At 70.7% G+C, this 26,718-nt stretch carries 24 protein-coding genes; 9 read left to right on the forward strand and 15 right to left on the reverse strand.

Features of this window, described 5'->3' with window-relative positions; all coding sequences use genetic code 11:
• Positions 1-51: 51 nt before the first annotated feature.
• Positions 52-1,941, reverse strand: a complete 1,890-nt coding sequence (gene nhaA / locus ACWEFB_RS29380; RefSeq protein ID WP_452290595.1) for a Na+/H+ antiporter NhaA — start codon at positions 1,939-1,941, stop codon at positions 52-54.
• Between the two features lie 180 nt (positions 1,942-2,121).
• On the opposite strand from nhaA, the gene ACWEFB_RS29385 reads away from it, so the two are divergent.
• Positions 2,122-2,244, forward strand: a complete 123-nt coding sequence (locus ACWEFB_RS29385; protein WP_326558172.1) for a 50S ribosomal protein L36 — start codon at positions 2,122-2,124, stop codon at positions 2,242-2,244.
• A gap of 261 nt (positions 2,245-2,505) precedes the next feature.
• Positions 2,506-3,891, forward strand: a complete 1,386-nt coding sequence (locus ACWEFB_RS29390; protein WP_452290598.1) for an MFS transporter — start codon at positions 2,506-2,508, stop codon at positions 3,889-3,891.
• A gap of 104 nt (positions 3,892-3,995) precedes the next feature.
• Here ACWEFB_RS29390 and ACWEFB_RS29395 read toward each other — a convergent pair whose 3' ends face one another.
• The 13 genes from ACWEFB_RS29395 to ACWEFB_RS29455 all read right to left on the reverse strand — a co-directional run bounded on the left by ACWEFB_RS29395 (position 3,996) and on the right by ACWEFB_RS29455 (position 15,693).
• Positions 3,996-5,219, reverse strand: coding sequence for a YeiH family protein (locus ACWEFB_RS29395; protein ID WP_452290600.1), 1,224 nt, complete (start codon positions 5,217-5,219; stop codon positions 3,996-3,998).
• A complete protein-coding gene (locus tag ACWEFB_RS29400) occupies positions 5,219-5,380 on the reverse strand; it encodes a hypothetical protein (RefSeq protein ID WP_326558166.1) in 162 nt (53 codons plus the stop codon). Before ACWEFB_RS29400 ends, ACWEFB_RS29395 begins: the two co-directional genes overlap by 1 nt.
• Positions 5,381-5,801: 421 nt before the next feature.
• Positions 5,802-6,572 (reverse strand): sulfite exporter TauE/SafE family protein, encoded by a 771-nt coding sequence (locus tag ACWEFB_RS29405; RefSeq protein ID WP_452290603.1) that lies wholly within the window; start codon positions 6,570-6,572, stop codon positions 5,802-5,804.
• A gap of 11 nt (positions 6,573-6,583) precedes the next feature.
• Positions 6,584-7,087, reverse strand: coding sequence for an RrF2 family transcriptional regulator (locus ACWEFB_RS29410; RefSeq protein ID WP_452290605.1), 504 nt, complete (start codon positions 7,085-7,087; stop codon positions 6,584-6,586).
• 28 nt (positions 7,088-7,115) lie between these two features.
• Positions 7,116-8,000, reverse strand: coding sequence for an ABC transporter permease (locus ACWEFB_RS29415; protein ID WP_326558163.1), 885 nt, complete (start codon positions 7,998-8,000; stop codon positions 7,116-7,118).
• Entirely contained in the window at positions 7,990-8,823 is an 834-nt protein-coding gene (locus tag ACWEFB_RS29420; protein ID WP_452290607.1) for an ABC transporter ATP-binding protein, read from the reverse strand. The genes ACWEFB_RS29415 and ACWEFB_RS29420 overlap by 11 nt, the downstream gene beginning before the upstream one ends.
• The gene (locus ACWEFB_RS29425; RefSeq protein ID WP_452290651.1) at positions 8,820-9,890 is read right to left on the reverse strand and encodes an ABC transporter substrate-binding protein; all 1,071 of its coding nucleotides are present in this window, start codon (positions 9,888-9,890) and stop codon (positions 8,820-8,822) included. The genes ACWEFB_RS29420 and ACWEFB_RS29425 overlap by 4 nt, the downstream gene beginning before the upstream one ends.
• A 128-nt stretch (positions 9,891-10,018) precedes the next feature.
• The gene (locus tag ACWEFB_RS29430; RefSeq protein WP_452290609.1) at positions 10,019-10,507 is read right to left on the reverse strand and encodes a flavin reductase family protein; all 489 of its coding nucleotides are present in this window, start codon (positions 10,505-10,507) and stop codon (positions 10,019-10,021) included.
• Positions 10,508-10,604: 97 nt separating this feature from the next.
• Entirely contained in the window at positions 10,605-11,741 is a 1,137-nt protein-coding gene (locus ACWEFB_RS29435) for an LLM class flavin-dependent oxidoreductase (RefSeq protein WP_452290611.1), read from the reverse strand.
• 5 nt (positions 11,742-11,746) lie between these two features.
• Entirely contained in the window at positions 11,747-12,832 is a 1,086-nt protein-coding gene (locus ACWEFB_RS29440; protein ID WP_452290613.1) for an LLM class flavin-dependent oxidoreductase, read from the reverse strand.
• Positions 12,829-14,205, reverse strand: a complete 1,377-nt coding sequence (locus tag ACWEFB_RS29445) for an NtaA/DmoA family FMN-dependent monooxygenase (RefSeq protein WP_452290615.1) — start codon at positions 14,203-14,205, stop codon at positions 12,829-12,831. The genes ACWEFB_RS29440 and ACWEFB_RS29445 overlap by 4 nt, the downstream gene beginning before the upstream one ends.
• A 38-nt stretch (positions 14,206-14,243) precedes the next feature.
• On the reverse strand, positions 14,244-15,449 hold the full coding sequence (locus ACWEFB_RS29450) for an LLM class flavin-dependent oxidoreductase (RefSeq protein WP_452290617.1): 1,206 nt from the start codon (positions 15,447-15,449) through the stop codon (positions 14,244-14,246).
• A 112-nt stretch (positions 15,450-15,561) separates the two neighbouring features.
• A complete protein-coding gene (locus tag ACWEFB_RS29455; RefSeq protein WP_452290619.1) occupies positions 15,562-15,693 on the reverse strand; it encodes a putative leader peptide in 132 nt (43 codons plus the stop codon).
• A gap of 177 nt (positions 15,694-15,870) precedes the next feature.
• Here ACWEFB_RS29455 and ACWEFB_RS29460 point away from each other — a divergent pair, with 177 nt between their 5' ends.
• Positions 15,871-16,992, forward strand: coding sequence for an LLM class flavin-dependent oxidoreductase (locus ACWEFB_RS29460; RefSeq protein WP_452290621.1), 1,122 nt, complete (start codon positions 15,871-15,873; stop codon positions 16,990-16,992).
• Between the two features lie 4 nt (positions 16,993-16,996).
• On the opposite strand, the gene ACWEFB_RS29465 is transcribed toward ACWEFB_RS29460, so the two are convergent.
• Positions 16,997-18,307 carry a M20/M25/M40 family metallo-hydrolase gene (locus ACWEFB_RS29465; protein ID WP_452290623.1) on the reverse strand — a complete coding sequence of 437 codons (1,311 nt, stop codon included), beginning with the start codon at positions 18,305-18,307 and terminating at the stop codon, positions 16,997-16,999.
• A gap of 323 nt (positions 18,308-18,630) precedes the next feature.
• Here ACWEFB_RS29465 and ACWEFB_RS29470 point away from each other — a divergent pair, with 323 nt between their 5' ends.
• The 6 genes from ACWEFB_RS29470 to ACWEFB_RS29495 are packed head-to-tail and all read left to right on the forward strand — an operon-like array spanning position 18,631 to position 26,458.
• Positions 18,631-19,737, forward strand: coding sequence for an LLM class flavin-dependent oxidoreductase (locus tag ACWEFB_RS29470; RefSeq protein WP_452290625.1), 1,107 nt, complete (start codon positions 18,631-18,633; stop codon positions 19,735-19,737).
• 39 nt (positions 19,738-19,776) lie between these two features.
• Complete coding sequence (locus ACWEFB_RS29475) at positions 19,777-21,222, forward strand: NtaA/DmoA family FMN-dependent monooxygenase (protein WP_452290627.1); 1,446 nt, start codon at positions 19,777-19,779, stop codon at positions 21,220-21,222.
• The gene (locus tag ACWEFB_RS29480; RefSeq protein ID WP_452290629.1) at positions 21,219-22,850 is read left to right on the forward strand and encodes an ABC transporter substrate-binding protein; all 1,632 of its coding nucleotides are present in this window, start codon (positions 21,219-21,221) and stop codon (positions 22,848-22,850) included. Before ACWEFB_RS29475 ends, ACWEFB_RS29480 begins: the two co-directional genes overlap by 4 nt.
• A 37-nt stretch (positions 22,851-22,887) precedes the next feature.
• Entirely contained in the window at positions 22,888-23,850 is a 963-nt protein-coding gene (locus ACWEFB_RS29485; RefSeq protein WP_452290631.1) for an ABC transporter permease, read from the forward strand.
• A complete protein-coding gene (locus tag ACWEFB_RS29490) occupies positions 23,847-24,776 on the forward strand; it encodes an ABC transporter permease (protein ID WP_452290633.1) in 930 nt (309 codons plus the stop codon). The genes ACWEFB_RS29485 and ACWEFB_RS29490 overlap by 4 nt, the downstream gene beginning before the upstream one ends.
• Entirely contained in the window at positions 24,773-26,458 is a 1,686-nt protein-coding gene (locus ACWEFB_RS29495) for a dipeptide ABC transporter ATP-binding protein (RefSeq protein WP_452290635.1), read from the forward strand. Before ACWEFB_RS29490 ends, ACWEFB_RS29495 begins: the two co-directional genes overlap by 4 nt.
• Positions 26,459-26,718: the final 260 nt, after the last annotated feature.

Raw genomic sequence — 26,718 nt, forward strand, 5'->3', positions numbered from 1 at the left:
CCGCTCCACGAGGACAACCATCGCGGGAGAAGACCCGGACACCCCGCGGGCTCAGTTCGGGCGGGCACCGATCCGGGCGCGGGCACGGGCGGTCCTGATCGCCGTGGTCAGGGTCGAGATGTCGTACGCCCCGTAGTGGCGCTGTTCGTTGATGAAGAAGGTGGGCGTGCCCGAGACGTCGCTGAGGTCGGCCGACTCGAGGTGCCGGGCCACCCGGCCGGCGTGCTCGTGCTCCACCAGGTCGCTGCGGAACCGCTCCCGGTCGAGGCCGAGTTGGTCGGCGTACCCGAGCAGGTCGTTCATCTGAAGCTTGTCCTGGTGGTCGAGGAGCAGGTCGTGCATCTGCCAGAAGGCGCCCTGGGCCGCCGCCGCCTCGGCTGCCTCCGCCGCCAGTTGCGCCTGCGGGTGTACGTCGGTCAGCGGCAGGTGGCGCCAGACGTAGCGGAGATCGGCGTCGGTGAGCAGTTCGCGTACCACCGGTTCGGCCTGCCCGCAGTACGGGCACTGGAAGTCGCCGTACTCGACCACGGTGACCGAGGCGTCCGCCGGCCCGCGTACGTGGTCCCGCTCCGGGTCGACGGGCGGGATGAGGTCGACGAGTTGTTCGGTGTCGCCGAGCAGCGCACGGGCCCGGCGGGGCTTCGGCAGCGAGTTGGTGACCCGGTACACGGCCCAGGTGAGGACCGACCCGACGACCGCTGTGGCCAGTACGCCGATCTTCGCCTCGGCGAGTTGCGGTTCTTCGAAGGCCAGGGTGGCGATCAGCAGCGAGACGGTGAAGCCGATGCCGGCGATGGTGCCGGTGCCGAGGACCGCCGCCCAGCCGACCGTGGGACGGACCCGGCCGCCGGTCAGCCGGGTCAGCAGCCAGGAGACGCCGAGGATGGCGACCGGCTTGCCGATGACGTACCCGAGCAGGATGCCGAGCGTCACCGGGGAGGTGAAGGCGCGGGCGAGAAAGTCGCCGTCGATGGCGATGCCCGCGTTCACCAGCCCGAACAGCGGGACGATGAGGTAGCTCGTCCACGGGTGGTACATGCGTTGCAGCCGGTCGTTCGGGGAGAGCGTCTGGGTCAGCCCGAGGGTGGCGGAGCGGGCGAGTTCCGCGGTCGGCTGTTCCCGGAAGAGCTTGAACAGCCCGGTGGCCCGTTCCAGGGCGCCGCGTGGCGGCACGTACGCGGTCGCGGTCAGGCCGATGGCGAGCCCGGCCACCACCGGATCCACGCCGCTGGCCAGCAGCGCGGCCCACAGGGCGATGCAGAAGGGCGCGTAGACGACACCGCGCCGCAGGCCCAGCGCACGCAGACCGAGCAGTACGCCGAAGATCGCGATCGCGATGATGATCGGCATCAGCTTGATGTCGTCGCTGTACACGACCGCGATCACCACCAGCGCGACCAGGTCGTCCACCACCAGGACGGTGAGCAGGAAGACCCGCGCCTGGTCCGGTACGCCCCGTCCGAGCAGCGCGAGCAGTCCGAGGGCGAGCGCGGTGTCGGTCGACATCGCCACTCCCCAGCCGTGCGCGCCGGAGCCGCCCCGGTTGACGAGCAGGAAGATCAGCACCGGGAGCAGCATGCCCGCCACACCGGCGGTGAACGGCAGGACGAACCGCCGCCGGTCGCGCAGGTCGCCGAGGTCGAACTCCCGGCGTGCCTCCAGCCCCACGACCAGGAAGAACAGCGTCATCAGTCCGCTGTTCACCCAGGTACGCAGCTCGTGGACGGTGCCGAATTCGCCGAGCCGGATCTCGAACTGGGTGCCCCAGACCGCCTCGTACGAGTGCGGACCCACGTTCGCCCAGACCAGTGCCGCGATGATGGCCGCGACGAGCACACCGGCGCTGCCCGCCTCGGTACGGATGAAGATCCGCAGCGGCGCGGTGATCTCACGGGTGCGTACGGTCCGCCCACGCATCCGTGACGACGGGGTGTCGGTCATCGGTCGTCCCGTCCCGCCGTGCCCGGCACCGGTGCGCCAGAATCCGACAAATCACCCACCCGCCCCATCGCTCCCACGCCCGGTCCACCCTTGCTCACCAGGGAATCCTGACAGTGCCGGGGGCGTTGTTGAAGGCGGACCGGCCGAACCGGTCGGTTCCGGAACCGGATGGAGGCAGTCATGAAGGTTCGCAGTTCGCTACGGTCCCTGAAGCAGCGGCCGGGCTCGGTGGTGGTTCGCCGTCGTGGCCGGGTCATCGTGCTCAATCGGGCCAACCCGCGGTGGAAGAGCCGCCAGGCCTAGTTCGGCGGCGCCCCCGAGGACCACAGCACCCCGAGCGACGCAATCCGTACAACCTGCCCCAAAGGGGCTGATAGTCCCCCATATTGTCGAATGCGCGGCCTCTGCCTGTCTGGGCGGGGGCCGCGCCGGCATGACAGCTGACCGCCCTTGACCTCAACGACGATTGAGGTTGCACGCTCTCCGCATGCGCAATGAGCACGGTTTGGTCGGCCCCTTCCGGCACGATGGCGACAGACGACCGCGCGTACGGAGGGAAGAGTGGTGACCGTTAGCACCGGGACGACCGGACCTGGCTTACTACGCGGCCCCCTGCGCCCGTTCCGCAGCAGCCAGTACCGTTTGCTGGCCGGCTCACTGACGATGTCGCTCTTCGCCTCCGGGGTCTGGATCATCGCCATCGTGTGGCAGGTGATCGCGATGGGTGGCGGCCCCTCGGAGCTGTCCTTCGTCTCCGCCGCGATGGCCGGTGGCATGCTGGTCACCGCGCTGCTGGGCGGCGTACTGGCCGACCGGATCCCGCAGCGCCGGATCCTGCTCGCCGTGGCCGCCACCCGTACGCTGGCCGTCGCGCTGGTCACCGCGCTGGCCCTCACCGAACTTCTGGACCTGTGGCACCTGGCTGCCGTGTCGCTGCTGATCGGCGCCGGAAACGGCTTCACCTATCCGGCGTACTCCGCGCTGCTTCCCTCGATCCTGCCGACCGGCGACCTGATGGCGGCCAACGGCGTCGAGGGCATGCTCCGGCCGACGATCATGCAGGCGGCCGGACCGGCGGTGGCCAGCACGTTGATCGCCGCCTGGTCCCCCGGCGCCGCACTGCTGGTGGTGACCCTGCTGGAGGCGGTCGGTGTCGCGTTCCTCCTGGCCCTGCGACCGGTGCCGCTGCGCGGCGATCGCGGGACCGGCACCGAGCATCCGGTCCGGGGCACCCTGGTCGACCTGCGCGACGGCTTGGTCTACATGGCACGGACACCGTGGCTGCTCGCCACCCTGCTGTACGCGTCGGTGCTGATCCTGCTGATCATGGGTCCGATCGAGGTCCTGGTCCCGTTCGCCATCAAGGACCGGGCCGGTGGCGGCCCCGGCGCGCACGCCCTGGTCCTGGGTGCGTTCGGGGTCGGTGGAGCGATCGGGGCGCTGGGGATGGCCGCGTTGCGGATGCCCCGGCGCTACCTGACCATCATGAACCTGTTCTGGGGGCTGGGCTGCCTGCCCCTGGCCCTGGTCGGCTTCGCCACCGACGCGTGGCTGATCGCGGTGGCCCTGTTCGTGGTGGGCATCTGCTTCTCCGCACCGATGGTCATCTGGGGCACCCTGCTGCAGCGTCGGGTGCCACCGCACATGCTCGGTCGGGTCTCCAGCCTGGACTTCTTCGTCTCGCTGATCTTCATGCCACTCTCCATGGCGATCGCCGGGCCGGTGAGCGCCGCTCTCGGCCTGCGCAGCACCTTCGCCATCGCCGGCCTGCTGCCCGCAGTGATCGCCGTACTGGCGATCGTCCTGGCGAGGATGCCCCGCGACGAACTGGCCCACCCGCTCGACCTGGTCCCGGATCCGGCCGCCCAGCCAGAGCAACCCGGCGACGACCCGGACGCCGGCATCCCCGACCGTGACCAGCAACTCGCCCTGGACCGCGCCGCCGACTGAGGCCGCCGTCGTCGGTCACCCGTCCCATCGGGTACGGCGCGGCCCGGCGATCGGCCCACTCCGATCGCCGGGCCCGTAGGTGGGCCGACGGGCCCCGTGCCCACTCAGCCGTTGAAGCCCCGAAACAGCAGGGACGCCAGTCCCAGCGCCAGCAGCAGGTTGAACACGGTGGCGCTGGCGAACACGGCGATCGGCCGCCAACCGGCCTCCCGCAGCGTCGCGACCCGGAACTCCAGGCCGATGCTGACGAATGCCAGGATCAGGAACCAGACCCGCAGGTCGTTGACGACACCGATGACCGCCTTGCCGTCCGCGCCGGCACCGTCGAGGTACCAGGTGGCGATGACCGACGCGGCGACGAACCCGAGTACGAACTTGGGGAACCGCCGCCAGAGCTCACCGAGCCCGGGGCGGGACGCCCCCGGCTGACGCTCGACCCGGAGGGTGAAGTAGGCGGTGAGTGCCACGGCGACGACGCCCATCAGCGCGTTCTGGGTGACCTTGACGATGGAGGCGATCTGCAACGCCTCCTCACCCGCGAGCGCGCCGGCGGCGGTGACCGCCGCGGTGGTGTCGATGTTGCCACCGATCCAGGCTCCGGCAACCGCGTCCTCGAGTCCGAGCACGTCGGCGAGCCACGGCAGGATGAAGATCGACGGCAGTGCGAAGAGGATGACCAGGCTCGCGGTGTACGCCAGTTGCTCCCGCCGGGCCCGGACCGCGCCGGCGGCGGCGATGGCCGCGCTGACCCCGCAGATCGACACCGCAGCGGCGAGCAGCGCACGCAGCTTGTCGTCCAGCCCGAACCTGCCTGCCAACCACCAGGTGAACAGGAAGACGCCGCTGATCAGCAGGATCGCCTGCGCGATCGCGGGGCCGGCTGCGCTGGCGATGACGGAGAGGTTGATCGAGGCGCCGAGCAGCACCAGCCCGGTCTTGATGAAGAACTCGGTACGGAACGCGGCGGCGATCCGGTCCCGCAACCCGAGCAGCGTGAGCAGTACGTTGCCGAGCAGGCCGAGCAGGATCGCGTACACCGGGTACTCGATCGCACCGGCGATGTCCTCCAGCGCGGTGTCCTCGAAGAAGACCGGCACGTTCTGCTCGAGATACCGGGTCAGCGCGGCCAGCCCGAGGACCACGAGCAATCCCAGTGCGGTCCACGCCCAGAACGTGCCGGACCGGACCGACGTGGTGCCACCGTCGGTCGGCTCGCTCGGCTGCGCAGGCGCCGCCGAGGTGGGGGGTGGCGTGCTCGTGGTTTCCGTCGCCGTCACGGCGTCGGTGTCGGGGGCCCCGCTCGGGGCCCGGGTCGCGTCGGCGGTCATCAGGGCACCAGCCCGGTGGGGATCACGCCGACCAGGACCAGGACCAGCAGCACCAGCCCCAGGATGGTCGCGGCCCAGTCCTCGTTCAGGGCGAGCCTGCTCTCGGGTGCGGTCGGTGGGGACGTTGACGGGGCCGGACGGGGTGGCGATTCGTCGCTCATCGTCTTCCTCGGGGTACGGCGGCTCCACCACGGAGCCGCAATGGTTGGTTCGAGTGGCAGTGCGCGCCTGGCCGGCGCTGTTGCCGGGCGGGATCGCGACCCGGCGTACCTCGATCGGACGCCGGCTGGTCGGATCAGTGGTGCGATGCACCACCTGCGACGGTCTCGGGGCGACGTCGCGGTCGGGACCGGACGTCGGTCAGGAGGTGACCGGGTCGCGGCGGCGACAGAGCCCGGAGGCGACCCGCATCAGGTCGACCACCCGGCGGGAGGTGAGATGAACCTCGATGAGCACGCGCCCATATTCCTATCTGATCGATAGGAATAGCAAGCCCCAATTCACCATCCGCCCGATCCTCGTCCCATCGACCGTCGCCGGTACCGCCGGACGCCCGTCCCGGACGTCACCGGTACGGGAACCTCAGCTCAGAACGAGGCGGAGCGCACCCAACCCGACCATGGCGGCGAGTACGGTCCGGAGCAGCCGGTCGGGCACCCGGGTGGCGTACCTGGACGCCCAGTAGCCGCCGATGACACCGCCGGCCCCGAGGGCGAGACCGAGCGGCCAGTGTGGAGTCTGTACCGCCGTGTGTCCGGCGAGGCTCAGGCCGGCGTACGTGGCCAGTCCGGTGACCGAGACGACAAACGTGGCGACCAGTGCGGCACCCGAGATCCGGACCACCGGCCAGCCGGTGAGCAGCAGCGTCGCGGGGGCGGCGAGGACCGCTCCGCCCAGGCCGTAGAACCCGCCGAGCAGCCCGCTGGCGGCGCCCACGACCAGCATCACCGAGCGACCCCGCCCGGTCAGCGGAGCCGTGCCGGACGACCGTGGGCGGGGCACCAGGATGCTGACCCCGACCACGCCGAGCAGGGCCGCCACCAGCGCCCGGAAGGCCGCCGAGTCACCGAGCAGGAAGACGTTCACCAGCGCACCGACGACCGCGGCCGGGGCGGCCGATCCGACCAGCAGCAGGGTGAGCTGGGCGTCGAACCGCCGCTGGCGGGCGATCCCGACCGGTGTGGACACGATGTTGAACAGCAGGTTGGTGGCGCTGGCGACCGTGCCGCCCAACCCGAAGACGGTCAGCAGCAGCGGTAGCAGGAGCAGGCCGCCGGAGACTCCGGTCGGCGTACCGATGGCGGCGGCGAGCGTACCGAGGACAACGGCGAGGGCCAGTTCCCAACCGCTCACCTCCCACCCGGTCAGTGGACGGCACCGGGTTCGGGCGCGTGCAGGTGGGGTGCGAGCAGGTCGGCCAGGCTGGTCCGGTCCACCACGTCCTCGATCGCGCTGTGTACGGCGAGCCAGACGTTGCCGAGTTCGGTCGCCACCCCGTGGTAGGCGGCGGCTTCGGTCGGCAGTCCGCGTACGGTGGTGAGCGAGCCGCTCAGCGCACGCAGGACGTCACCGACGCTGATCTGGGCGGCCGGACGGGCCAGCAGGTAGCCGCCGTCGACCCCGCGGTAACTCAGCAACAGTCCGGCCCGGCGCAGGTCGTGCAGGATGCCGTGCAGGAAACTCAACGGAATCTCCTGGGCGGTGGCGAGCGTGGCCGCCTTGACCGGCCCACCACCACCGGCGGCAATCTCACCGGCGGTGGTGGTGGGGTCGTCACCCGTCCCGCCCGACGTCGGGTGGGCGCGGGTTCCCGCCGCGATGGCCAGCATGGCGCGGATCGCGTAGTCGCTGCGGGCTGAGACGTACATGGACCGCTGCCTCCCCAGGAGCGTGTTGTTACCTGCGTCGTGACTGCAGCAGGCCCCAGCGGCGCCGGATGGCCCGGTCCACCACACCGAAGGCCGCGTCGACGAACAGACCCAGCACCAGGATCACGATCATGATCGCGATCAGCCGCTCCGCCTCGGAGAGTTCCCGGGCGTAGACGAGTTGCGCCCCGATGGAGGTCTTCGTCGCGATCACCACCAGCAACTCGCCGGCCATCAGGCTGCGCCAGGCGAACGCCCAGCCCTGCTTGAGTCCCGCGACGATCGCCGGTAGCGCGGCCGGCGCGATCACGTACCAGTAGAGGTTCAACCCCCTGGCACCGATGTTGCGGCCGGCGCGCAGCAGCAGCGGCGGGACGTAGTCGACGCCGTGGATGACGCCGTTGGCGATCGACGGCGCGGCGCCGAGCACCACCACGAAGAAGATCGCCTGCTCGCTGAGCTGGAACAGCAGGATCGCCAGTGGGAACCAGGCGATCGACGGCATGGTCTGCAGCGCGGTGATCATCGAGCCGAGCGCGGCACGCAGGATGCGGCTCCGGGCCACCGCGAGTCCGAGCACGAGTCCGAACGCGACGGCCGCGAGGAAGCCCACCGCGGCTCGCCGGGCGGTGGTGGCCAGACCGTCCCAGAACGCGGAGGTGAGCAGGTACTGCCCGAGGTCGGTGAAGACGGGCCCCGGGCCGGGCAGTGCCCACGGGTCCTTCCAACCGGTCCAGACGACCACCTGCCAGATGCCGATGGCGAGACCGACAGCGGCGAGCTTGGGCCAGGTCGCCGCCCAGAACAGCCGGGCTCCGCCGGCCACCTTCTGCCGGGAGGCGATCTCCAGCGCGTCGAGGCCGGAAAGGGTCTCCGCCTCTTCCCGCCTGGTGGTGATGGTGTCACCGGCCATGTCGGCCCACCTCCGTACGCAGTCGGTCCGTGACCTCGGCGGCGACGGCCGCGACCTCCGCGGAGTCGATCCGGCGGGGACGGGGTGTGGCCACCCGGGTCTCGTAGATGATCCGGCCCGGTCGGCTGGAGAGCAGCACGATCCGGTCGGCGAGCCGGGCGGCCTCTCGTACGTTGTGCGTGACGAACAGGACCGTGAGCCGGCGCTCGGTCCAGATCCGTTCCAGCTCGTCGTGCAGCAGGTCACGGGTCATCGCGTCGAGCGCCCCGAAGGGTTCGTCCATCAGCAGGACGGGGGTGTCGAGCGCCAACGTACGGGCCAGCGCGACCCGCTGACGCATACCGCCGGACAGTTCGTGCGGCCGCCGTCGACCGAAGTCGCCCAGGTGCACCGTGTCCAGCAGCTCGGCGACCCGATCCCGCCGCTCGGCGCGGGACAGGCCACGCAGCTTCAGCGGCAGTTCGACGTTGGCCGCCACGGTGAGCCAGGGAAAGAGGGCGGGCTCCTGGAACATCAGTCCGGGCGACGGGAGCCGACCGGACGACGCCGGCCGACGACCCGGGGATACCGGCCCCGGCTCGGCGGCGTCGCCGACCCGGATCGTGCCGCCGCTCGGGGTGTCGAGCCCGGCGACCAGGTTGAGCAGTGTGCTCTTGCCACAGCCGGAGGCGCCGACGAGACAGACGAACTCACCCGGCGCGACGTCCAGGGAGATCCGGTCGAGCGCGAGAACCGCGTTCTCGCCCCGGCCGTACACCTTGCTGACGCCGGACAGCGCGACCGAGGTGGTCGCGCTGTCCGGTGCCGTGGATACGGACGTCATGTCAGCGGAACCTCGGTTTTGCCCTGTGCCTTGAGCACCTCGTTGAGGTAGGACAGGTCGTAGAGGCCCTTCAGGTCGACCGGGTCGGTGAGGCCGACCGCGACCGCGTGGTCCAGTCCGGTCTTCAGCGACGATTCGATCGGGTCGTTGAGGAACTCGAGGGTCGGCCAGGCCTGCTTGATCAGCTTGAGGTCGAGCGGCTTTCCGGTGATCTTGCCGATGTGCTCGGAGATCGCCTGCTGGGCCTCGTCCGGCTTGGTGTTGACGAAGTCGTTGGCCGCGACCTGTCCCTCGACCAAACGCTTCACCACGTCCGGGTGGGCCTTGGCAAACTTGGTGCTGACGATGAGGTTGGTGATGACGAACTTCTTGTCCGGCCACAGGTCGCGCTCATCGATCAGGACCTTGCCACCCGCGTTGACCAGGCGGGACACGAATGGCTCCGGCACCCAGGCGCCGTCGATCGCGCCGCTGCCGAAGGTCTCGACGGTCTGCGCGTTCTCCTGCGGCACGATCGAGACGTCGCCGCCGCCCTCCTTGTTGGTGCTCAGGCCCTTCTCCTTGAGCCAGAACCGGATCGCCACGTCCTGGGTGTTGCCGAGCTGGGGAGTGGCGATCTTCTTGCCGCGCAGGTCCTCGGCCGAGTTGATGCCGGCCTTGACCACCAGCGCCACCCCGCCCGAGGCCGCGCCGGAGATCACGCGTACGGCCTCGCCCTTGGACTTGGAGTGTGCGTTCACGGTCGGGTTCGGGCCGATGTATGTGGCGTCCAGGGCGCCGGAGAAGATCGCCTCGATCGCGGCCGGTCCGGCGTTGAAGGTCGACGTCTCGATCTTGACGTTGCTGCCCAGCTTCTCGGCGAAGATCCCCTTCTCCACACCGACGACGGCGGGAGCGTGGGTGATGTTCGGGAAGTAGCCGAGGCGGAGGGTCACCGGGCCGGAGGAACCACCCTCTCCGGTCCCGCCGTCGTCACCGCCGCAGGCGGCGGTGGCGCCGAGCATCGCCGCGGTGAGGACCGCAATGGCGGCCAGCCGGCCGGTCCGGGTGTACGGGGGACGTCTCATCGTCATCCAATCCACAGTATTCCTACTTGTTTGATAGGAAGAGTGGACTGCGCGAGCGGATCGGTCAAGTGCCCGTTCGTACGGTCGGGATCGGCCGAGCGATCCCGACCGATCGACGCCCGGTCCGCTCAGAGTTCGAGGCGGCGGAACCGGCTGTGGTGGAAGACCAGCGGCGAGATCTCCGGGTCGCTGTCGAGGTCGTGCACGCGCAGCAGGATGATGTCGTGGTCACCGGCGGTGACCTGTGCGAACAGCGTGCACTCCAACCACGCGCTCGCGGCGTCGAGGAAAACGGCTCCCTGGTCCGACGCCCGCCACCCCAACTCGGCGAACCGGTCCACGCCCCGGCTGCTCAACTGCCGGCAGGCCTGCTCCTGCGCGGCACTGAGCACACTGATCCCGAAACGCGGGGCCGCTCCCAGGACCGGCCACGTGGTCGAGGTGTGCGCAACGCAGAGTGACACGATCGGCGGGTCGAGCGACACCGACGTGAACGAACTCGCCACGATGCCCACCGGCGCACCCCCGGCGAGGGCGGCGATCGCCACCACCCCGCTCGGGAAGGCCGAGAAGACCCGGCGCAGCTCGCGCGGTTCCAACGCGTGTCCCAGACTCATCCGAGTCTCCCGATCGCCCCGTACGCGCCCGCACCCGGCGCGGAATCCCTGACGACGCAGAAACCCTCCATGACTGCCTCCTCGCCCCGGTCCCCGGTCAGTTCTGCCTGCGCTCCCACTCCTGCGCGATCAACCGGTACGAGCGCACCCGGTCGTCGTGGTCGTGCGTGACGGTCGTGAGCACCAGTTCATCGGCGCCGGTCGCGTCCCGCAACTGTTCCAGTCGATCCGCTACCTGTCCCGGCGTACCGACGAACTGGGTGTCGACCCGGTCGGCCACCAGCTCCCGGTCGGCGTCGGTCCATTCGTGGGCGCGTGCCTGGGCGGGAGTCGGGAACGGGATCGCTCCCTCGGCGGTCCGGATGCTGCGTACCCATAACCCGTAACCCGTGGCCAGCTCGCGGGCCGTGGCCTCGTCCTCGGCGACGACCACGTCGGCGGAGACGCTGAGGTAGGGACGGTCCAGTTCGGAGGACGGGCGGAAAGCGGCTCGGTAGCCCTCGGCCGCTTCGAGCACCGTACCGGGGCTGACGTGGTAGTTGGCGGCGAAGCGCAGACCGTTCGCACCGGCCACGTTCGCGCTCTCGCCGCCGCTGCTGCCGAGGATCCACACCTGCACCTGCGCGCCCTCACCCGGTACGACGTGGGCCTGTTCGCCCTCCGCCGAACGGTACGTGCCGCGCAGCAGGTCGAGGATGTCCGCGACCTGCTCGGTGTAGTCCTGTGACTGCGCACCGGGCAACTGCAGCAGCGCCTTCTGCAGGGCGAAGCGCGGCGAGCCGAGCAGGTGGGCAAAAGAGAACCTGGGTGGGATCAGCAGCCCGTTCGGTGCCCGGCCGTCGACCACACCGGTCCCGCCGACGAGTGCCGGTTCCCGGGCCGGCTCGGGAGGGCGCCCACCGGACCGGCCGAGACCGAGGTCCAGGCGTCCGGGGTGCAAGGCGTCGACCAGGCCGAACTCCTCGACCGTCGCCAGCGCGGTCCGGTGCCCCATCTGCACCGCGCCTGACCCGATCCGGATCGTCGAGGTCGCCGCCGCGGTCAGCGCCAGCAGGACCGCGGGCGAGGTTCCGGCCACCCCGGGATTGAGGTGGTGCTCCGCGAACCAGTACCGGGCGTAGCCGAACCGCTCGGTCTGCCGGGCGAGGTCGATGCTGTTGCGCAGTGCGGTCGTGGCGGTCGATCCCGACGAGATCGGGACCAGGTCCAGCACGGCCAACGGAGTGGTGGCCATCGGCGTCACCCTTCTCGAACGGCGGAAACGGGCTCGGGGAGGACCGGCCCCCACGGCCACGGCGGGTCCGGGATGTCCCGACGCAGCGCCGGGGCGATGTCGGACTGGAAGAGTTCCAGCGACTCGCGGTGCTGGCTGTCGGTCAGCCCGCCCGCGTCGGCGTGCAGATGCATGACGGTGTGGCCGAGCTGCTCGTGATACCGGTGGACCTTCTCGACGATCTGCTGCGGGCTGCCGATCAGTGCCGAGCTGCGTTCGACGTAGTCCTCCAGCGTGTGGAACACCGGTTCGAGCCCGAGTCGCCGCTGGAACGCGAGCTGGCCCTCGAAGACCGGCCGGTAGGCGGCGATGGCGTCCTGGGACCTGCGGGTCGCGTAGTAGCCGGCGGTGCCGGCCCCGACCACGGCAGCAGCCGGGTCGTGGCCGTACTCGGCCCACCGCTGCCGGTAGTGGCGGACCAGTTCGGCGTACGGTGCTATCGGGTTGGTGACGTTCGCCGAGAACAGCGGGTCGCCGTAACGGGCGGCAAGCTCGACCGATTCCCTGCTGGTCGCGCTGCCGTGCCAGACCCGGATCGGTTGCTGCAACGGGCGCGGCCAGACCTCCGCCCGGTCCAACTCCGGTCGGAACCGTGGGGACGCGGTGACCCTGTCCTCCCGCCAGATCCGGCGGAACAGCTCGTAGCCCTCGGCGTTGCGGTCCCACTGGTCGTCGGGCGTGACGTGGAACAGCTCCCGCTGCGCTGCACCGTTGCCCTTGCCGATGATCAGCTCCAGCCGGCCGCCGGAGAGGTGGTCGAGCGTGGCGTAGTCCTCGTACGCCCGGACCGGGTCGAGCAGGCTCAGCGTGGTGACCGCCGTGAACAGGCGGATCGTCGAGGTGAGCGCGGCGACGTGGCTCAGGACGACCGGCGGCGAGGAGGAGATGAACGGCCGTTCGTGCCGCTCCCCCACACCGAAGCCGTCGAACCCGAGCTGCTCGGCGAGCACCGCGTTGTCCACGACTTCGCGGAACCGGTCGGCGGTCGACTTCTGCTCGCCGGTCACCGGGTGCGGAGCGTGCACGATCAGGGTGATCGCCAGGAACTTCATGACGCCACCCGCAGCGCCTCACCCGTACGGCGGGGCGCGCCCAGGCCGAGGTGGTCCCGCAGCGTCTCGCCCTCGTACTCGGTACGGAACACGCCGCGCTCCTGCAGCAGCGGCACGACCGTGTCGGCGAAACCGTCGAGTCCGCCCGGGGTGACGTGCGGTACGAGGATGAACCCGTCGCTGGCATCGGCCTGAACCAGGTCGTTGATGGCGTCCGCGACGGTCGCGGGCGCTCCGGTGAACGTCTGCCGCCCGGTGACCTCGATGATCAGTTCACGGATGGAGAGCTTCTCCGCGGTGGCGCGCTCGCGCCACTGTCTGGCCGTGGCGACGGGGTCGCGGTACATCCGTACGCTGGCGCGCCCTCGGGCGATGGTGTGCTCACCGGGATCGGGGTCGATCTCGGGCAGCGGCCCGTCGGGGTCGTAGCCGGACAGGTCACGATTCCAGAGCTGTTCCAGGAACTTGATCGCGGTCTGGCCGCTGACCTGCTGGAGTCGTACCTGGTGGGCGAGGTCGCGGGCCTCGGCGTCGGTGTCGCCGAGCACGAAGGTGGCCGCGGGCAGGATGAGCAACTCGTCGTGGGTACGCCCGTACCGGGCGAGCCGGCCCTTGACGTCGGCGTAGAAGGCCCGCCCCTCGGTCAGGGTGGCGTACCGGCTGAAGATCGCGTCAGCCGACGACGCGGCGAACTCCCGCCCCTCCTCGGAGTCACCGGCCTGGAGGATCACCGGCCGTCCCTGGGGGCTGCGCGGGACGTTGAACCGACCGGCGATGTCGAAGTCCGGATCGTGGTGGGCGAACGCGCCCGCGTCCGGTTCGCCGAGGAAGTCACCGGTGGCCTGGTTGGCCACGATCTCGTCGCCGTGCCAGGAGTCGAACAGTTCCCCCGCGGTCTGCAGGAAGTTGCGTGCCCGTCGGTAGCGCTGCTCCTGCGGCAGGAATCCGCCCCGGCGGAAGTTCTCACCGGTGAACGCGTCCCAGGAGGTGACCACGTTCCACGCGGCCCGGCCACCGGAGAGGTGGTCGAGGCTGGCGAACTGTCGCGCGACCTCGTACGGCTCGTTGAAGGTGGAGTTGATGGTCCCGGCGAGGCCGAGTCGCTCGGTGACCGCCGCGAGGGCGGCGAGCACGGTGAAGGTGTCCGGGCGCCCGACCACGTCCAGGTCGTAGATCAGGCCGTTCTGCTCGCGCAGCCGCAGTCCCTCGGCCAGGAACAGGAAGTCGAACTTCGCCCGCTCGGCGGTGCGCGCGAGGTGCGCGAACGAGCTGAACTCGATGTGGCTTCCCGCCTGCGGGTCACTCCACACCGTGGTGTTGTTGACGCCGGGAAAGTGGGCGGCGAGATGGATCTGCTTGAAGGGTCTGCTCATGGTCGAAAGGGGTCCTTCCGGCTTCGCGGTGACGACGGTCAGACGGCCGCGTAACGATTGGCTGGCCTGGTCAGGCCGAGCAGCCCGCGCAGGGTGCCGGCGGCGTACCCGGTTCGGAACGCCTGCCGACGCTGCAGCTCCGGCACGAGTGCCCGGGTGATCCGCTCCAGGTCGTGCGGGATGGTGCCGGGGCGCAGGCGAAACCCCGACAGCCCGGCCAGGTGCCACTCCTGCAACAGGTCCGCCAGTTGCGCCGGGGTGCCGACGAACACCGTGGCGTCACTGACGTACGGGCTGCCGGCGCGGTCGTCGAGGCGCGCCCTGCGGGCTTCGGCGGCCGGAGCCGAGTCGTCCAGGAACACGACCAGGTCACCGAGGATGTGCACGGTTTCCCCGGCCCGCCCGGCGGCGGCCTGCCCGGCCCGGATCTCGGCGACGATCTCCCGCACCTGCGTGGCGTCGTGGGGCGTCACGTAGCCGATGTCGGCGGACCCGGCGACGAGCCGGTACGGCACGCTCTGGTGCGCCAGCGCGCTGACCAGGGGTTGGCCCTGCGGGGGCCGAGGGGTGATGGACGGGCCCTTGACGTTGAACCAGCGTCCCTCGAAGTCGACGTAGTGCAGCTTGTCCCGGTCGACGAAGCGCCCGGTGGCGACGTCCCGGATCTCCGCGTCGTCCTCCCAGCTGTCCCAGAGTCGCCGTACCGCCTCCACGTAGTCGGCGGTCTCGGCGAACAGGTCCCCGATCAGCTCCTGCGCCTGCGGGGTGGACAGGTCGTCGAAGCTGATCCGGGGCAGGGTGCGGCGGCCGAAGTGGGCCGCCTCGTCCGGGCGGGCCGACACCCGGACCTGCACTCCGGCCCGGCCGGACGAGACGTAGTCCAGGGTGGCGATCGCCTTCGCGATGTGGAACGGCTCGGTGTGGGTGACCACGACCGTGGGCACCAGTCCGATGTGGCTGGTCAGTGGCGCGACGCGGGCGGCGACCAGCACGGCGTCGAGGCGTCCGCGTACCTGGTCGGTACGCCGGTCCGGCTCGGTACGGCTCGACGACTGCAACCCGAGCGAGTCGTCGATCGTCACGAAGTCCAGCAGGCCCCGTTCGGCTTCGATCACCAGGTCGGACCAGTAGCGCGGGGTGAACAGTTCGGTCGGCCGGGCCCCGGGTTCGCGCCACGCCGCCGGGTGCCAACCGGCGCCGTCGAGGGCGACCGCGAGATGCAGTGGGCTTCCTGAATCGGACATGACGATGCTCCGCTTCCTGCTGGGGTGTGGCCACGGACCGACTCGTGGTGACGGCCGACGGTTGGCCGGGGACCGGTCCGGGGCGCAGTTGCGTGGAGGGACTGGTGTCAGGTCAGCGGGGACAGAGTGCGCCGGCAACGCGTTGCAGGTCGATGTGTCGACGGGAGACCAGGACAACACCGGCAGATCTCGGTGTCGACGCGATGACGACGGTCCGGCGGGTGATCGGGTGCACGGTCGTCACCTCCTGTGGATCTAGGTCCTTTCCGGAGACTACCCCGGTCAACCTTAAGTTGTCTATCCCTACAGGTTTAGTGGACTTTGGTTGTACATACGTGCTGGTGGACGGCTGCCGGCAGCAGGTCCAACGACATAATATTGCCCACTATTCCGCTAGGGATAGCGTGATAGGAAAGATGGCATGACAGCAACTTCGGGCAGCGCGACGCATCCGGTGTTCCACTGGTTCCTGCCGACCGGCGGCGACGGCCGGCGGCTGGGCGGATCCGTGCACGGTCTCGAGATCGGCGACGCGGGAGCGCCGGCGGGAGCGCCGGACGGCGGCCAGCGTCCCGCGTCGCTCGACTACCTGACCCAGTTGGCCCGCGCCGCCGACGCCCTCGGCTACGAGGGCGTCCTCACTCCGACCGGTGCCCACTGCGAGGACGCCTGGATCGTCACCGCGGCGCTCATCGCCCAGACCCGGCGACTGAAGTTCCTCGTCGCGTTCCGGCCCGGACTCGTCGCACCGGCGCTCGCCGCGCAGATGGCGGCGACCTTCCAACGACTGTCGGACGGACGGCTGCTGCTCAACGTGGTCGCCGGAGGCAGCGACGCCGAGCAGCGCGGCTACGGAGACCCACTGGCGCACGACGAGCGCTACCAGCGCGCCGAGGAGTTCCTCGAGGTCGTCCGCGCCTCCTGGTCCGGCACCCGGTTCGACCACCACGGCACCCACTACCAACTGACCGGCGCGCGGTTGCGGCAACCGCCGGTGCCGATCCCACGGGTCTATCTCGGTGGGTCGTCGCCGCCCGCACTCCAACTCGCCGCAGGTCATGCCGACACGTACCTGACCTGGGGCGAGCCGGTTCCACTCGTCGCGGAGAAGGTGGACCGGGTACGGGAACTCGCCGCCGCCCGTGGTCGGACCGTACGGTTCGGGCTGCGGATCCACGTGATCAGTCGGGACAGCACCGCGCGGGCCTGGCAGGACGCCGAGGCGCTGATCGCCGGCCTCGACGACGCCACCATCGCGGCCGGGCAGCAACGGCTGCGCGCCCTCGAGTCGGTCGGTCAGCGACGCATGCTCGACCTGCACGGCGGCTCCCGCGACCGGCTCGTCGTCGCGCCCAACCTCTGGGCCGGGATCGGCCTGGTACGGGGCGGAGCCGGTACCGCACTGGTCGGCGCCCACGACGAGGTCGCGGAGCGGATCGCCGAGTACCGGGCGGCGGGAATCGACGAGTTCGTCCTCTCCGGCTACCCGCACCTGGAGGAGGCGTACCGCTTCGCCGAGGAGGTCCGGCCGCTGCTCGGTTGACCGGTCAGCAGTCGCGCAGGAACCGGTCCAGCACGCGGGTCCCGAACTCGAGCGCGTCAACCGGGACCCGCTCGTCCACACCGTGGAAGAGCGCCGAGAAGTCGAGGTCCGGCGGCAGCCTCAGGGGCGCGAACCCGAAGTGGCGGATCCCCAGGAGCTGGAACGACTTCGCGTCCGTACCGGCGGACAGCATGTACGGCAGCACCCTGGCACCGGGATCCTCCACCCCGATCGCGGAGACCATGGCGTCGACCAGCGTCCCGTCGAAGGTCGTCTGCACCGGGGGCAGGCTGTCCCACTCCCGCTCGACCTCCGGGCCGAGGATGCGGGCGATCTCGGCCTCGAACGCCCGCTCCCGGCCGGGCAGGACCCGCCCGTCGACCGTCGCCCGCGCCTCGGAGGGGACGACGTTCGCCTTGTAACCGGCGTCGAACATGGTGACGTTGGCGGTGTCCCGCAGGGTCGCGCCGATCATCCGGGCGAGATTGCCCAGCCGGGCGACCGCGGTCTCCGGATCGTCCTCGTCGAACGGCACGCCGGTGATCTCGGCGACGCCGGTCAGCAGTTCGCGTACCGGGTCGGTGAGGATCAGCGGGAACCGGTGCCGGTCCAGGCGGGTGACGGCGGCGGCCAGCTTCGCCACCGCGTTGTCGCTGTGCAGCATCGACCCGTGGCCGGCGGCGCCCTGCACCCTCAGCCGGAGCCACACGACGCCCTTCTCCGCCGTCTCGACGAGATAGGCGCGTACGCCGTCGCGCAGGGTCACCGAGAAGCCGCCCACCTCGCTGATCGCCTCGGTCACGCCCTCGAACAGCTCCGGGTGGTGTTCGACCAGCCACCGGGCGCCGTAGAAACCGCCCGCCTCCTCGTCGGCGACGAACGCGAAGACGATGTCGCGGGGCGGGACGACGCCGTCGCGCCTGAAGGACCTGGCGACGGCCAGGGTCATCGCGACCATCCCCTTCATGTCGACCGCCCCGCGCCCCCAGACGTACCCGTCGCGCACCTCGCCGGAGAACGGGTGCACCGACCACTCCCGGGCGTCGGCCGGTACGACGTCCAGGTGGCCGTGCACCAGCAGCGCTCCCCGGCTCGGATCCGCTCCGGGCAGCCGGACGACAACATTGCCCCGACCGGGCGCGCCCGACTCGACGTAGACGGGTTCGTAGCCGACCTCGGCCAGCTTCTCGGCCACGTACTCGGCGGCGGCCCGTTCGTTGCTCCGTACGCTCGGGTCCCCGGTGTTGCTGGTGTCGATCGCGATCAACTCGCTGGCCAGCGTGACAACCTCGGCTACGGCCGGTTCCCCGTTCACGCGACGTCCCCGGAGGACAGCGGCACGGCAGGGGCACGTCTGGTCGGACACCATCTGGTCATCGGTTCACCTCGATCGCAGCCCTCTTCCGGAACAGCCCCATCCTCCACCGTCCCCCTCCGCGTCACGACCTGCCCCCGGACTCGTTGCCAAAAACCCGCTAACACTATAGGAATAATAGGAATAGCGCCGGGGGCCGCGCGACGCGGTGCTACCGAGCGGGCAACCGGACGCTGCCCGTACGACGGGGTCTGGAGGTTTGAGCCGATGGCACGGACGCACCTGGGCCGGCGACCACACCGCCGATGGACGGAGCCGGCAGCATGAGCGGGGTGCCGAGCGGGAATCGGCTGCACCTGGCCGTGGAAGCCGACGGCGACGGCGCCCACCCGGCGGCCTGGCGCTTCAGCGGGCGGCCACCGGCGACCGTGCTGGACGCCCCCGCCCTCCGGAACACCGTCGCGTACGCGGAGGCGGCCGGATTCGCCCTGGTCACCTTCGCCGACTCGCCCCTGCCCGCAGGCAACGGCCGCAACACGGCGGGCCGGATCGAGGCCGGGGTACGGGCCGCCTACCTGTCCACCGTGACCGAGCGGATCGGGCTCGCGCCCACCCTGCACACCACCACCACCGAACCGTTCCACCTGGCCACCCAGCTCGCCAGCCTCGACCACGCCTCGCGCGGCCGGGCCGCCTGGGTCGTCGGCGCCACGAACAGCCCCGAGGCCCTGGCCACCATCGGCGGTTCGGGGCCGTACGAGCCGGATCGGCTGCGCGGCGAGGTCTCCGACGTGATCGAGGTCGCCCGGTGCCTGTGGGACTCCTGGCAGGACGACGCGATCATCCGGGACCGGGCCACCGGCCGGTTCCTGGATCCCGACCGGGTGCACCACGTGAACTTCACCGGCGGATCGTTCTCGGTGGTCGGGCCACTGATCACCCCGCGACCGCCGCAGGGCCAGGTCGTGGTGATCGCCGCCGACACCCTCGGCGTCACCGGGCAGGTCGACATCGCCCTGGTCGGCGGCGGCGACCCCGGAGCCGTCGCGGAACGAACCCGGCGGGTACGGGAGGACGACGTACCCCTCGTGTTCGCCGAGGTCGAGGTGCTGCTCGACGCGGCCGAACCGGCCGCCGACCGGCTCGCGGCGCTCGACCGGGCGACCCCCTGGGGCACCGGGGACCGGCTACGTCACGTCGGCTCGGCCGAGGGGTTGACCACACTCCTGCGGCAACTCGCCGCCGTGGTCGACGGTGTCCGCCTGCATCCCGCCGTGTTGAGCGTCGACCTGCCCGTACTCGCCGATCGGGTGCTGCCCGCGCTCGCCGCCCACCGGTTGCACGTCGCCCCCGTCGCGGGAGCGACCCTGCGCACCACCCTCGGACTCCCCCATCCCAGCAACCGGTTCGTCGACGCGACAACCGCCTGACCGGAGAGCACCGCCACGACCGCCTGAGAGGTACGCGCCGTGAGCCAACCGAACCCCCTCGGGTACGACCCGAAAGCCCGCGTCCACCTGGGCCTGTTCTACACCGGGGTCGGCCCCCAGATCGTCTGGACCGATCCGGACGCCGCCCCGCACACCCACATCGACACCTTCGTCAAGGTCATCCAGACTCTCGAACGCGGGCTGTTCGACGCGTTCTTCCTCGGCGAGGGCCTGCGCGTACGGGAGAACCGGGGACGGGTGCACGCCCTCGACGTCGCCGGCCGTCCGGACGCGATCACCCAGCTCTCGGCGCTGGCCGCGACAACCACCCGGATCGGCCTGGTCGCCACCCAGAACACGACGTACAACTACCCGGCAGACCTGGCCCGACGGCTGGCCAGCCTCGATCTCGTCTCGGCGGGTCGGGCCGGTTGGAACATCGTCACCACCGACAACGCCTGGACCGGCGAGAACTTCCGGCACGGCGGGTGGCTGGCCCACGATCGGCGCTACGAGCGCGCCGGCCAGTTCGTCGAGGCCGCCCGGGCACTCTGGGCGTCCTGGGACGACGACGCCATCGCCTCCTGCGGCGACGACGGATCGTGGTTGCGGCCGGGCAGCGCCCCCGGCGTCGAGCGGGACACCGACCTGGTCCGGCTGCGGGCAACCGCCACGCTGCCGCGCAGCCGCCAGACCCGGCCGGTGCTGTTCCAGGCCGGGGACTCACCCGGTGGGCGGGACCTGGCGGCACGCCATGCCGACGTGGTCTTCTCCGCCAACACCTCGTACGACAAGGCGGTGGCGTACGCCCGGGACCTCCGGGCCCGGCTGGCCGCTTACGGACGCGCGCCCGACTCGCTGCGGATCCTGCCCGGCACATCGGTCGTCCTCGGCGACACCGAAGCGCAGGCACGGGAGCGGGCGGACTGGATCAGGCGCGAGCAGACCAGCGGGCCCCGAGCGATCGCCTTCCTGGAGCAGTACTGGGGCAAGGACCTCTCCGGCTACGACCCGGACGGGCCGCTGCCGGACATCGACCCGACGCCGGACGAGCTCGACCCGTCCCGCGGCACCATTCCGATCGAGCTGCGCACCGGGAAGCTCGCCGTCATCGCGCGTTGGCGTGCGCTGGCCGAGCAGCGCAAACTCTCCATCCGCGACCTGGTCATCGAGGTCGCACCCGGACACGACCTGTTCGTCGGGACGCCGGGACGGATCGCCGACGAGTGGGTCCGCTACGTCCGCACCCGTGCCGTCGACGGGTTCAACATCATCCCGCAGTTGATACCCGGATCGGTCGACGAGATCGTCGACAAACTCGTGCCGGAGTTGCAGGAGCGGGGCGCCTACCGGACCGCGTACGAGGGCAGCACCCTGCGCGAACACCTCGACCTGCCCCCGCTGCGCACCGTCGCGCCGGCGCCGTCCGGAGGTACGCGAGCCCGGACCTCCACGCCGTCCTTCAGAGAAAAGGGAATCTCGTGAGATCACTGCCGCGATCGGGGCGCGCCCTCGGGTCGCTCGTGCTGACCGTCGTCGCCGCCCTCGCACTGACCGCCTGCGGTTCGGGTGACGGCGGCACCACCGGCAACGGTGGGACCGGGGACGGCACCCCCAGATCCGGGGGCACCCTGACCTTCGCCGTCGGCTCGTACGCCGGCTGCGTCGACCCCCATCAGGTCGCCAGCAACGACACCATCTACGCCCTGCGCCAGATCGTCGACTCACTGACCGACCAGGACCCCTCGACCGGAAAGATCGTGCCCTGGCTCGCGGAACGCTGGGAGGTCAGCGCGGACGCGAGAACCTTCACCTTCCACCTCCGCCCGGGTGTCACCTTCAGCGACGGATCACCGGTCAACGCCCAGGCGGTCCGGGACAACTTCGACGCGGCCCGCAAACTCGGCGCGAAAGCCAACCTGGCAACCGGCTACCTGAGCGGATACGTCGGCACCGAGACGCCGGACGACCCTACCGCGGTTGTCTCCTTCGAACAGCCCAACGCCCAGTTCCTCCAGGCCACCTCGACCTTCTCGCTCGGCCTGGTCGCCGGGTCGAGCGTACGGAAGACGCCGGACCAGCGGTGCACCGACGGCGTCGTCGGCTCCGGACCCTTCGTCCTCGACGGGTACGTGGCCAACCAGTCGATCACGCTGGTCAAGCGCAAGGGATACAACTGGGGTTCGTCGCTGTGGCGCAAGTCGGGTGAGGCGTACCTGGACAAGGTGCTGTTCACCGTCGTTCCGGAGGCTGGTGTGCGTACCGGGAGCCTGGTGTCGGGGCAGGTGGACGCCATCGGCAGCGTCAGCCTCGCCGACGAGGCCGCGCTGAAGGGCGGCGGGGCCGTCAACCTCCAGACGCGGGCGAATCCGGGCGTGGTGTTCAACCTCGGCCTGAACAACTCCAAGCCCCTGCTGCGGGACGTCGCCGTACGGCAGGCGATCCAGGTGGCGCTCGACCGGCGGCAGATCGTCGACACCGTCTACCCCACCGGCAGCAAACCGGCCACCAGCATCCTGGCGCACACCACGCCGTACCACAGCGATGTCAGCGGGCAGCTCACCTTCGATGCGGCGAAGGCGAAGTCGCTGCTCGACGCGGCCGGCTGGCAGGTCGGCGGCGACGGTGTCCGGACCCGCGGCGGCACCCGGCTCAGCCTCTCCGTCGGCTGGTTCGCCAACGCGGCGACCAACCAGCCGACACTCGAGCTGATCCAGCAGCAGCTCAAGGCGGTGGGTGTCGAGATCACCCTGAAGGAACTCCAGATCGCCCAGATCACCCAGGTGCAGCAGTCCGGCGACTTCGACGCGCTCTGGGGAAACATCACCCGAGCCGACCCGGACATCCTGCGCAGCACCTACTCGACCACCCTGGCCAACACGTACCGGCTGGCGGCCGGCGCGCTGGATCCGGTGCTGACCGAGCAGGCCGCGACGGTCGACCCGGCCAGGCGGCAGGCGCTGGTCGACCAGGCCCAGGACCTGATCGTACGCAACGCGCACGTGATCCCGGTGGTGGAGCTCACCACCGCCCTCGGGGTGTCCAAGAAGGTGCACGACCTGGACTTCGAGGCGTCGAGCCGGATCCAGTTGCACGACACCTGGAAGAGCTGACGCACCGAACAGGACCAGCGGACGGAGGGAACCGACCGTGCGTCGTTACGTGATCCGCCGACTCGCACAGGCCGTGGTGGTGCTCTGGGCGGCCTACACCCTGTCCTTCCTCGTGCTGGACTTCCTGCCCGGTGACCCGGTGTCGGCGATGGCCGGCGGCGGCCTCGACCAGGTCTCCGTCGATCCGGCCCAACTCGAGGCACTGAAACGGGAGTACGGCTTCGACAAACCGGTGCTGGTCCAGTACGCCGACTATCTCGGCCGGGCGGTGCAGGGGGACTTCGGCAACTCCGTCGCGACCGGTCAACCGGTCAGGTCGGTGATCGGGGACGCCCTGCCGCAGACGCTCGTACTGACCGGTGCCGCGCTGGTCCTGGCCGTCGTGTTCGGTACGGGGCTGGCGCTGGCCGCCACGTACACCTCCGGGCGGGCGTTGCGGCAGCTGCTGCTGTCGCTGCCGTCGCTCGGTGTGTCACTGCCGACGTTCTGGGTCGGGCTGATGCTCGTCCAGCTCTTCTCCTTCCGGTTCCGGCTGCTGCCGGCGTTCGGCAACGACGGCCTCACCAGCCTGATCCTGCCGGCGGTCACGCTCGCCGTGCCGACCGGCGCGCTGCTGGCCCAGGTGCTGGCGAAGAGCCTGTTCACCGCGCTCGACGAGCCGTACGTGCAGACCGCGCGGGCCAAGGGAGCGGGACGGGCGCGGGTGCACCTGCGGCACGCCCTGCGCAACGCCGCCCTGCCCGCGCTCACCATCGTCGGGCTGCTGGTGGGCAACCTGCTGGCCGGTTCCGTGGTGGTGGAGACCGTCTTCTCCCGCAACGGCATCGGCCGGGCGACCGTCAGCGCGGTGACGGTTCAGGACATACCCGTGGTCCAGGGCGTCGTGGTGTTCGGCGCCCTGGTCTTCGTTCTGGCGAATCTCGCCGTCGACCTGGTCTACCCGCTCTTCGACCCACGGATCGTCGTGGCCTCGGCCACCCGGCGAAGGAGCCTCGTGTGAGTCAGACAGTCGTCGGCGACCCGGCGCTGAACATCGTGCCGGAGCCGGGCTCCCGGAGCCGGTCGGAACCGGCCGGGCGGGAAGCGGGCCGGGGCGTCGACCTGCGCCGGTTGGGCCGGTTCCTGCTGCGACGTCCCGGCCTCGTCCTCTCCCTCGTGGTCGTCGCGCTGGTGGTGCTGGCGGCGTTCTGGCCGACGCTGTTCACCGCGCGCGATCCGCTGCTGGGTGTGCCCACCGACAGGTTCCAGGGCCCCGGCGGTCAGCACTGGTTCGGCACCGACGAGATCGGCCGCGACGTGTACGCCCGGGTCGTCCACGGAGCGGCGCTGTCGCTGAAGGCGACCCTGATCGCGGTCGCGGTGGCGTTTGTCGTCGGCGGGGCGATCGGCCTGGTCGCCGGGTTCGTCGGCGGCTGGGTGGAGGACGTGCTGATGCGGGTCGTCGACGTCCTGCTCGCCATCCCCGCCCTGTTCCTCTCCCTGGCGCTGGTCACCGCGCTCGGGTTCGGCACGGTGAAGGTCGCCGTGGCGGTCGGCATCGCCAGTGTCGCCGGCTTCGCCCGGGTGATGCGGGCCGAGGTGCTGCGCGTACGGCACGCCACCTACGTCGAGGCGGCCCGGTCCTCGGGGGCGCGCTGGCACTCGATCCTGCTGCGGCACGTGCTGCCGAACGCGATGGGGCCGGTGCTGGTGCTGGCCACCCTCGACTTCGGCACCGCGATCCTGGCCGTGTCGTCGCTGAGTTTCCTCGGCTACGGGGCCGCGCCACCCGCACCGGAATGGGGAACGTTGATCTCGACCGGGCGCAACTACCTGGCGAACGCGTGGTGGCTCTCGACGCTTCCGGGCCTGGCGGTCGCGGCGACGGTGCTGGCCACGAACCGGATCGCCCGGGCCGTCGACGGGGAGTGGGCGAGCCAGCGATGACGGGACGACACGTTGCGTCGGACGGGGGCGGGAACCTGCTGGAGGTCCGGCAACTCCGCGTCTCGTACCAGTCGCGGTCGGGACCGGTGCGGGCGGTCGAGGGCGTCGACTTCGACGTCCGGCCGGGTGAGGTGGTCGCCGTTGTCGGCGAGTCGGGCTCGGGCAAGAGTACAACCGCGCACGCCATCATCGGTCTGCTACCGGCCGGTGGGCAGGTCGACAGCGGCAGCATCCGGTTCGCCGGGCGTGACCTCACCGGGCTGTCCGAGCGGGAACTGCGAACGTTGCGGGGTGCCGAGATCGGCCTCATCCCGCAGGACCCGGCCGTGTCGCTCAACCCGGTGAAACGCATCGGCGAGCAGGTCGCGGAGGCTTTGCGCGTACACGGGCTGGGCAACCGCCGGTCGGCGGCCCTGGACGCGGTCGAACTGCTGCACCGGGCGGGCCTGTCCGATCCGGCCACCAGGGCGCGGCAGTATCCGCACGAACTCTCCGGTGGGATGCGCCAACGTGCGCTGATCGCGATCGCGATCGCGGCCCGCCCCCGTCTGATCATCGCGGACGAACCGACCAGTGCGCTGGACGTCACCGTGCAGCGGCTGATCCTCGACCACATCCAGAGTCTGACCGAGGAACTCGGCACGGCTGTCCTGCTGGTCACCCACGACCTGGGTATCGCCGCCGACCGGGCGCAACGGCTGGTGGTGATGTCACGGGGACGCGTGGTCGAGACCGGGCCCACCGGCGAGGTCCTGCGGGACCCCACCCACGAGTACACCCGCCAGCTGTTGCGCAGCGCGCCGAGTCTGGCCGCCGCACGTCAGCCGCCACCGGCCCGCAGCGGGCCTCCGGGCGCACCGGTGCAGGCGGCGCCGCTGGTCACGGTCGAGGGCCTGGTCAAGGACTTCCCCCTGCCGGGGACGGTCGCCGGTCGGCGGAGCGTACGGGCGGTGGACGGGGTGAGCTTCACGATCAACCGGGGCGAGACCCTGGCGCTGGTCGGGGAGTCCGGTTCGGGCAAGTCGACCACGGCACGGTTGGTGCTGCGACTCGCGGAGCCGGACGGCGGGCGGATCCTCTTCGACGGTGACGACATCACCGGGGCTCGCGGTGCGGCGCTGCGCCGACTGCGGCGCCGTGCCCAACTCGTGTACCAGAACCCGTACGCGTCACTCGACCCCCGGTTCTCGATCCGGGAGGTGATCATCGAGCCGCTGCGGGTGTTCGGGATCGGTGACCGGGCGTCCCGCCGGGCACGGGCCCGCGAACTCGTCGAACGGGTCGCGCTTCCGGTCTCGGTGCTCGACCGCAGACCCGCGCAGCTCTCGGGCGGTCAGCGGCAACGGGTCGCGATCGCCCGCGCACTCGCCCTCTCCCCCGAACTCGTGGTCTGCGACGAGCCGGTGTCCGCGCTGGACGTGTCCGTACAGGCACAGGTGCTGGAACTCCTCGCCGAGCTGCAGGCGTCCACCGGGGTGGCGTACCTGTTCATCTCGCACGATCTCGCGGTGGTCCGCCAGATCGCCCACCGGGTCGCGGTGATGCGGGCCGGGCGGATCGTCGAGACCGCCACCACCGCGGAACTCTTCGACCACCCGGCCCACGCGTACACCCGCGAGCTTCTCGCGGCCATTCCGGGTCACCAGGCCGCCGTACCGGGCTCAATAGCCAGCCCCTCGTAACATCATCATTTCCTATTAAGTCTGTGGGAGATGACCAGGCATTGGTCCAGCTCAACTCTCGTTGACTACTCAGACAGACAACGCGTACCACAATGTGGACTGCCGTTGACATGCCCTATTCCACTGATCAATATCAGTACATGCGGCGCACCGGGGTCCTCCTGACCGCCCGCCTCGTGATCGATCTCGTTCGATACGCAGGCGGGCGGTGTCCGCGCTGAGCGGTGGCGGCGACACAGCCTCCCGCGCTCGGCTCCACC

It is taken from the genome of Micromonospora sp. NPDC004704 (genome assembly GCF_053601675.1).